This is a genomic window from Archangium sp., from assembly GCF_036389735.1.
Taxonomy (GTDB): domain Bacteria; phylum Myxococcota; class Myxococcia; order Myxococcales; family Myxococcaceae; genus Archangium.
In genome coordinates this window covers 1-9,063 of sequence record NZ_DASVWK010000246.1, presented here as the reverse complement: position 1 = coordinate 9,063, position 9,063 = coordinate 1, and the positions used below count along the sequence as shown (strand labels likewise).

Annotated in this window: 2 protein-coding genes; both read right to left on the bottom strand. The window is 72.9% G+C overall.

The annotated features are described in order from the left end of the window. Nucleotides 1–1,919: condensation domain-containing protein (locus VF794_RS08955; protein ID WP_331108769.1), on the bottom strand; the 1,919-nt coding region annotated here is incomplete at its 3' end. Then, nucleotides 1,916–9,052, bottom strand: a complete 7,137-nt coding sequence (locus VF794_RS08950; protein ID WP_331108768.1) for an amino acid adenylation domain-containing protein — start codon at nucleotides 9,050–9,052, stop codon at nucleotides 1,916–1,918. The genes VF794_RS08950 and VF794_RS08955, both read right to left, overlap by 4 nt. Nucleotides 9,053–9,063: the final 11 nt, after the last annotated feature.

The following is a 9,063-nucleotide window of genomic DNA, read 5'->3' as shown; positions in this document are numbered from 1 at the left end:
GAGGCCCGCAGGGTGTTGCCCACGCTCCGGTGCTCCACCAGCACGCCCTTGGGCTTGCCCGTAGAGCCCGAGGTGTAGATGACGTAGGCCACCTGCCCCGGGTGCACCTCCACCGCGGGAGCCGTCCGAGGCGCACGCGCGAGGGCCTCCGCCTCCCCGTCGAGGAGAACCCGCTGGACCCCGAGCCCCTCCAGCCACGCCGCCGTCCGAGCCTGCGCGAGCACCACGCACGCGCCACTGTCCTCCCACAGGGCCCGCAGCCGCGCCGCTGGCCAGGAGGGCTCCAGGGGCACGTACGTGCCACCGGCCTTGAGGACACCCAGCATGGAAATGACGAGCTCCGCGGAGCGCTCCAGGCACAGCACCACCCGGGACTCCGGCCCCACGCCCAGCCCGAGCAGGTGGTGCGCGAGCTGATTGGCCCGCGCGTCCAGCTCCGCATAGGTGAGTCGCTGCTCGCCGAACACGAGCGCCTCGCCGTCCGGCAGCTCCGCCGCGCGCGCCGCGAAGAGACGGTGGAGCGTCGCCGGCTCGGAGCGCCGGGTGCCCGCACCGCTCCACTCCCGCAGGAGCCGGTGCCGCTCGGCCGCGTCCACCGGGGACAGCCCGCCCAGCCGCTGCTCGGGCCTCGCCACCATGGACTCCAGCAGGTGGCGCAACTGCCCCAGCCTCTGGTCGATGTGGGCCGCGTCGAAGCGCGCTCCGTCATACGCGAGGTGCAGCGGCAGCTCGCGCCCGGGTGACGAGATGAGCGTCAACGGGTGGTGATCCACCTCCAACGCCCGCACGTCGCGCACCTCCAGCGAGGGCAGCGACGTGGTGAGCGCGGCATCCACCGGGTAGTTCTCGAAGACCACCAGGCTGTCGAAGAGCGGAGTGCCCGCGGGCACCTCGCTCCAGCGCTGCACCTTCACCAGCGGCGAGTGCTCGTGCTGCCGCATGTCCAGCAACAAGCCCTGGAGCCGCTGAAGCCACGGGACGAGCGGCTCGTCGGGCGAGAGGCGCACGCGCACCGGCAGCGTGTTGATGAACAGGCCCACCATGCCCTCCACGCCGGGCAGTTCCGGCGGGCGGCCGGACACGGTGGTGCCGAAGACGACATCGTCCGTGCCCGCGTAGTGCCCCAGCAGGAGCGCCCAGGCGCCCTGGAGCACGGTGTTGAGCGTGAGCCCGTGCTGGCGCACGAAGGCGTTGAGCGCCTCGGTGGAGGCGGCGGACAGGTGGACCTTCCGGGTCGGCCGTCCGAGGCTCGGCGCTCCGGCGCGCGGCGGGCTCCGCCCCAGGTCGGTGGGCTCGGAGAATCCCGCGAGCGTATGCCGCCAGAAGCGCTCGGACTCCTCCAGACCCCGCTCCTGGAGCCAACTGATGTAGTCGCGGAAGGGCCGCGCCTGCTCCACGCGCGGCGGGAAGCCCCGGACGAGGCTCTCGTAGAGGACGAAGACCTGACGGATGAGGAGCGGGACGGACCAGCCGTCCAACAGGATGTGGTGGTGGCTGAAGACGAAGCGGTAGGCCGCGTCCCCGGTGCGCAACAAGCTGAGGCGCAGGAGCGGCGGCGTGCCGAAGTCGAAGCCCCGGCGCCTGTCCTCCTCCAGCCAGGCGGAGAACCGGGCCTCGTGCTCCGAGGCCGGAATCCCGCGCCAGTCCTCCTGGGCGAGCGGCACCTCCACGTCGGTGAGCACCACCTGGAGGGGCTCGTCCACGTCTTCCCAGACGATGGCCGTGCGGAGGATGGGGAAGGCCACCACCGCCCGCCGCCAGGCCTCCGTGAAGGCCGGGAGATTCAGGCCGCCGCGCAGCTCGCACGCGAGCTGGTTGAAGTACAGGCCACTGCCACTGCCCTGCTCCTGGAGGCCGTGGAAGAGCATCCCCTGCTGGAGCGGGGAGAGCGGGTACAGGTCTTCGATGTTGTCGCTCATTTGTTCTTCTTCCCGAAACGGGCGGAGAGCTTGTCGAGTTGGTTCTGGTTGACCTTGGCCAGCTTGAAGTCGGAGGGCGTATGGCCACCGGCCTCGGGGGACTGGCAGTGCGAGATCAGCTCGCGCAGCCGCTCCAGGAAGTCCGCCGCGAGCTTCTCGACAGTCTCCCTCCGGTGAGTCATCTCCCCATACGTCCACGTCACCTGGAGCTGGCCCCCCACCACCGCGCCCATCACGTCGAGCAGGTAGGGCCTGCGGGTCCGGGAGCCACGCTGGGGCCCCGGGCTCTCGGGCGCGAGCGCGAGCATTCCGCTCCCGGTCAGCGCACCGTCCAGCTGGCCGAGGTAGTTGAAGCTCAGCTCCGCCCCGGGGAGCGAGGCCAGCGCGGCGTCCCCGCCCAGGTGGCGCAGCAGCCCGTAGCCCATGCCCTTGGAGGGTACGGCGCGCAGCTGCTCCTTCACGGCCCGCAGCGCCTCACCGGGGCCTCCCGCCTCCGGCAGCTCCAGCAGCGCCGGGAAATACGTGGTGAACCAGCCCACCGTGCGCGAGACGTCCAGGCCGGCGAGCAGCTCCTCGCGGCCGTGGCCCTCCACGTCCACCAGCACCCGCGAGTTGCCGGCCCAGCGGCCCACCGTCCGTGCGAGCGCGGTGAGGAGCGCGTCGTTGATCTGCGTGTGGTACGCGCGCGGCACGTCCTGAAGGAGCGCGCGCGTCTCCTCGGCGGTGAGGCGCAGCGTCACGTTCCGGGCCGAGCCCTCGGTGTTCTCCCCCGTCGGCAGGTCCACCGGCAGACGCGTGACGCGGGACCAGGGACGCGCCGTCCACCAGGAGCGCTCGGCCTCCAATGCCCCCGAGCGCGCGTGCTCGGAGAGGCCCCGGGCCCACGCCTGGAAGGAGGTCGTCTTCGGTGGCAGCCCCGCCGAAGCCCCGGCCAAGAGCCGCTGGTACACCGTCAGCAGATCCTCCACGAGGATGCGCCAGGAGACGCCATCCACCACCAGGTGGTGCAGCACGAGCAGCAGGCGCCCGGACCGTCCCGCCCCGAGGTCGAACAGCACCGCCCGCAGCAGCGGCCCCTCCTCCAGCCGCAGCGAGCCCTGTACCTGCGTGGCCCGCCGCTCCAGCTCCGTGGCCTGGGCCTCGGCCGGAACGCCCGACAGGTCCACGCGCTCCAGCCGCACGGGCTCGCCGGGGGCCGTGCTCACCTGCCTCCAGCCGTCCTCGCCGCGAGCGAAGCGCAGGCGCAACGCGTCGTGGTGCTCCACCACGTGCCCCAGCGTCCGCTCCAGCACCGCCGCGTCCAGGGCCCCACGCACCTCCAGGAAGAGCGACATGTTCCAGTGGTGGGGCTCCGCCGGCTCCTGGGCGAAGAACCAGCGCTGGATGGGAGAGAGCGCCACCGGGCCCGTCACCGGACCCTGCTCGGCCCGCACGACGAGCCGCGTGTTCGCCACCGCCGCGAGCCGGCCCACCGTGGGGTTCTGGAAGACCTGGCGCGGCGACAGCTCGATGCCCTCCCGGCCCGCCCGGGTGATGATCTGGATGGTGAGGATGGAGTCCCCGCCCAGCTCGAAGAAGTCGTCGTCCACGCCGACGCGCTCCACGCCGAGCACCTGGCTCCAAACGCGAGCGAGGCGCTCCTCCAGCTCCGTGCGCGGCGCCACGTACCCCTTGTTCCGCTCCAGTTGGCGCTCGGGCAGTCGCAGGGCACCGGAGTCCACCTTGCCCCGACGCGTGCGGGGAATGGACTCCAGCTCCACGAAGGCCGAGGGCACCATGTACTCGGGGAGCCGCTCGCGCACGAAGGCGCGCAGCGCGTCCACGGTGGGACCCGGGCGCTCACGCGGCACGAACCAGGCGACGAGCCGCTTCGCTCCCCGCCCCTCCGCGCGCGCGTCCACCACCGTCTCACGAATGGCGGGGTGGGTGGCGAGCACCGCTTCGATCTCCCCCGTCTCGATGCGGAAGCCCCGCACCTTCACCTGTCCGTCCAGACGCCCGAGGAACTCGAGCACCCCGTCCCGCCGCCACCGCACGAGGTCGCCCGTGCGGTACAGCCGCGCGCCGGAGCCCGGCTCGAAGGGATCGGCCACGAACCGCTCGGCCGTCAGCTCCGGCCGCTGGAGGTAGCCGCGCGCGACCCCCGCTCCACCCACGTACAGCTCGCCCGGCACACCGGCGGGGACGGGCTGGAGGTGCGCGTCCAGGACGTACGCCCGGGCACCGGGGATGGGCCGGCCGATGGGCACGGAACCCGCTCCGCCCGGCTCCGTCCGGTGCACCGTGCACCAGATGGTGGCCTCGGTGGGCCCGTACTCGTTGGCCAGGACGGTGGAGGGCAGCGCCTCGTGGTGGGTGCGGACCAACTCCCGAGGACACGCCTCGCCTCCGACGAGGACGGCCCGCAGGCTGGAGAGCCCTCCCACGGGCGCCGCGTCGAGGAGTTGCGCATGGAGCGCCGGCACGCAGAAGAGGTGCGTCACCCCATGGCGCGTGATGGAGGTGGCCAGCGCCCGCGGCTCCTCCACCGCCTGGGCCTCCGGGTAGCGCAGCGTGCCGCCGTACAACAGCGTCCAGAAGAGGGCCGTCAGCGACGCGTCGAAGGTGAGCGACCACAGGGAGAGGGACACCCCTGGAGCCCCGTGCACCTCGAAGCGGGCCCGCGTGGCATGCACCAGGTGGCGCTGCTCGACCACCACGCCCTTGGGCCGACCCGTCGAGCCGGAGGTGAAGAGGACATAGGCCGCGTGTCCCGGTGCGGACCGCGGCTCGGGAGCCGTCTCCGACTCCTGAACGGCCTCCTCCAGACAGGCCACGGTCCTCGTCTCGCCCAGGGCGAGCCGCTCACGCAGGGCCTCGCGGGTGAGTACCACCCGGGCACCCGAGTCCTCGAGCACGAGCCGGCGGCGCTCCGGCGGATGGGTGGGATCCAACGGGAGCCAGGCGCCACCCGCCGCGAGCGTCCCCAGGATGGCGGGAACGATGTCCGCGGGGTGCTCCAGGGCCAGGGCCACCACCGACTCGGGCCCCACGCCGTGGCGGCGCAGCAGCCGAGCGATGCGGTGGACCCGCGCGGCCAGCTCCCGGTACGTCAGCTCCTCTCCGGATGTGGCCAGGGCCGGCAGGTCCGGCGTGCGGGCCACCTGCGCCTCGAAGAGCGCGCTCACGGTGTCGTCCGAGTCGGCCCGAGCCGGGGGGTTCCACTCCACCAGGAGCCGCTGACGCTCCGCCTCCGACAGCATCGGCAACAGGGAGATCCGCCGCTCGGGAGTCTGGACGATGCCCTCCAGCAGGCGCTGGAAGTGCGCCACCAGGCCCACGACGGTGTCCGCGTCGAACAGGTCGGTGTTGTACTCCAGGGCGGCCCACAGCCCCTCCTCCGTCTGGCGCAGCTCCAGCGCGAGCTCCAGCCTCGCGGCGCCCGTGTGTACGTCCATGCCCCGCAGGGTGAGGTCCGCCATCCGCAAGGTGGGCATGGGGACGTTGTGGAGCACCAGCAGCGTCTGGAAGACCGGCGAGACGCTCGCGTCGCGCGTGAGGTTCAGGGCGTCGACGATCTTCTCGAAGGGGACGTCCTGGTGGGCGAATGCCCCGAGCGCCGTACCGCGGACGCGACCGAGCAGCTCCAGGAAGGTGGGATCCCCGGAGAGATCGGCCCGCACGGGCAGCGAGTTGATGAAGCACCCCACCAAGGGCTCCACCTCGGGCCGGCCGCGGCCCGCCACGGCGGTGCCCACCGCGAAGTCCTCCTGCCCGCTGTAGCGGAACAGGAGCGACTGCCAGGCGGCCATGAGGCACATGAAGGGAGTGGCGCCCTCGCGGTGGGAGAGCGACACCAGGGCATCGGTGACGGAGCGGGGAATGGTGAAGCGGTGCTGCGCGCCCCGGAACGTCTGCGCCGCCGGCCGGGGCCGATCCACGGGGAGCTGGAGGACCGGGATGTCGGCCAGGGCCTCCTTCCACCAGGACAGCTCCGACGCCAGCGCGGGCCCGCGCAGCCACTGGTGCTGCCACGCGGCGTAGTCGGCGTACTGCACGGCCAGCTCCGGCAACGGCGAGCCAGTGCCCTTGACGAAAGCGGCGTAGAGGACCGCCAGCTCCTTCATCATCACGCCCGCGGACCAGCCGTCGGAGATGATGTGGTGCATGTTGACGAGCAGCACGTGCTCCGAGTCCTCGGCGCTCAGCAGCACCGTGCGCATCAGCGGGCCGGCCGCGAGATCGAACGGTCGCCGAGCCTCCTCGCGGAGCCACCCGGCGATCGCCGCCTCACGGTCTCCCTCCGCCTCCAGCCGCGTCGTCTCCAGGGGAATGACCAGGGACGAGGCGATGCGCTGGACGGGGCCGGAGTCCTCCAGGGCGAAGGTGGTCCGGAGCGCCTCGTGGCGGCGCACCACCTCGTTGAGGGCGCGCTCCAGCGCGGCGACATCCAGGCGCCCGTTCAGGCGCAGCGCGGACGGGTTGTTGTAGGCCACGTTCCCGGGCTCGAGCCGATCCAGGTACCACAGCCGCTGCTGGGCGAAGCTGAGCGGGAGCGCCCCGTCTCGCGGCACGCGGGTGATGGCCAGGGCGGCCTCGGGCCGACGCACCACCTCCGGGCGCGGGGCCGGAGCGGGGCTTGGGCGACGGGCCTTCGGGGCCTCCACCGACAGCAGCTCCACGGAGCCATCCACGCGAAGCCGGGCACGCCGCCCGGTGGTGAGCAGCCGCCCTCCCTGCTCGGCGGCATGAGGCACGAGCCGGTTGCGCGTGGCCTCCGGGGCCAGCCAGAAGCCCCGGGGCACGGCTCCGCCCCCGATGGCGAGCTGACCGGCCACGCCCACGGGCACGGACTGCCCGCGCGAGTCCAGCACGTGGAACGTGCCCGACTCGAACATTCCCTCGCGGCGCACCACCTCCACGCCCGCCGCGCGAGCCAACGAGGTGGCCAGCTCCGGAGCCACGCCTCCGACGAAGAGCCGGCGCACCGGGCGGAGCGCCTCGGCCACTCCGGGCATGGCCGCGAGCGCCTGGGCCAGGGCGGACGTGCAGTGCAGGTGCGTCACGCCGGCATCACGCACGAGCGCGAGCACCGACTCCACCTCCGAGCCGCTCTCGTGCAGCACGGTGGGCGCGGGGCCCGTCCGCTCCGGCTGCGAGCGCCGCCGCAGGGTGTCCAGGTGCTGGAGGCTGGCCAGCGTCACCTCGGTGCTGACACCGAAGTCCACCAGGCAGGCCACCTCGTCGATGTCCAGCCGCCGCACGCGCTCGATGATGGAGGCGCACGACTCGGGCGTGCCGAAGAGGCCTCCGTCCTCCATGTAGCGCTCGAGCCCATGCTCCATGAGCGTGTCCATGTCCCGGGGCGTCAGCGTGCGCGGGTCCACCTTCAGGCCCTGGCTGGCGATGAAGCCACTGAGGATGTCCACCGAGCTGCGGAAGTAGCGCAGCAGCGGCTCGCGCACGGTGCGGTGCGCCTCGGCCACCTCCGCGCCGAGGAAGGTATGCATCATCAGGCTCACGGTTCCGCGGCCCGGGTGGCCATGCTGCCGCCACGTCTCGCGGTAGAGCGCCACCTTCTGCGCCAGCGAGTCCAGCTGCTGGCCCATCAGGTTGGTGAGCACGTTGGCGCCCAGCTCACCGGCGAGCCGGAAGGTGTCGGGGCTGCCCGCGGCCGTGAGCCAGAAGGGCAGCTCGGCCTGCACCGGGCGCGGGCGGATGGCGATCTCCACCTCCTTGCCCTCGCCGTTGCGGCGGCGCACCGTCCCGCCCCGCCACAGGTGCCGCACGGTCTCGATGCCGCGCAGCATGATCTCCTTGCGGCGCGCGTAGTTGTCGGGAGCGAAGACGAAGTCGTTGGCGTGCCACCCCGAGGCGAACGACACCCCCACCCGGCCACCGGAGAGGTTGTCGATCATCGCCCAGTCCTCGGCCACCTGGAGGGGGTCGTGCAGGGGGATGACCACGCTGCCGGCGCGGATGCCGATGTGCTCGGTGAGGGTGGCGATGCCCGCGCCGGTGATGGCGGGGCTCGGGTAGAGGCCACCGAAGGAGTGGAAGTGGCGCTCGGGCGTCCAGACGGCCGAGAAGCCGTGCGAGTCGGCGAAGCGAGCCCCGTCCAGCAGGAGCTGGTACTTGCGCCGGCCGAGCCCGTCCTCGTCGTTGGCGAAGTACGAGAGGCCGAAGGCCAGCGGGCGGCGGGGCGCGGCCTCGCGGCCCGTCACCACGAACCGGGCGCTGGCGGGCTCACGCGGCAGGACGACGCGCAGGCCCCGGCACAGGGCCCACAGCACTTCCAGTCCGCTCCCCTGCCCCGCGGGCTCCTCGGCCCACAGCCACGCGCCACCCGGCGCACCGCCCTGGTCGAGCATGTGGAACAGGTGGGCCACGGTGAGGGGCGTGTGAATCGCCCGTCGCGGAGTCCCCTCGGAGCCGGCGAGCGCCTCGAGGCAGACCATGGTGTCGGCCCCCACCGGAGCGGCGTGGTGCTCGAAGGCGGGCATCGCCTCCAAGGGCGCGTCCACGTACAGCACCCGCGAGGCGTCCAGCGAGACGCTGGTGCGCAGCCGCGAGTCCGTGAGCAGCAGCGGCGCCGGTGCGCCCTCGGGCGCGAGCGAGGCCAACTCCCGCAGCCGCGTCGGAGGCACGAGCACCCAGGCGCCACCGGCCGCCAGCACGGCCCACTGGGCCACGAGGCGCTCGGGAGACGGCTCCAGGCACACGGCCACGAGCTGCTCGGGCCCCACGCCCTTGCGCACGAGCGCTCCGGCCAGGTGCCGGGCCCGCTCGCGCAACGCACCCCAGGAGAGACTCCTCTCCCCGGCGACGACGGCGAGCGCGTCCGGGGCTCGCGAGGCCTGGGCCTCCAGCAGGGCCGCGAGCGAGACGACCTCGGCGCGCGGAGACGGGGTCGCGAGGGCCACCCGCTGCCGCTCCGCCTCGGTCATCAGGGACAGCTCGGAGAGGCGCAGGCCGGGGTCCGCCACGGCGGAGTCGAGGATCGCCTCGAAGTGGCCGATCATCCGCTCGATGGTGGCCGGATCGAACAGCTCGGTGGCGTACTCCATGTCGCCGGTGAAGCCGCGCTCGTTCTCTCCGAGGGAGATGCAGAGGTTGGAGAGCAGGGAGCCGAACTGGGAGGGCGCGCCCGGCACTTCCACGTGCT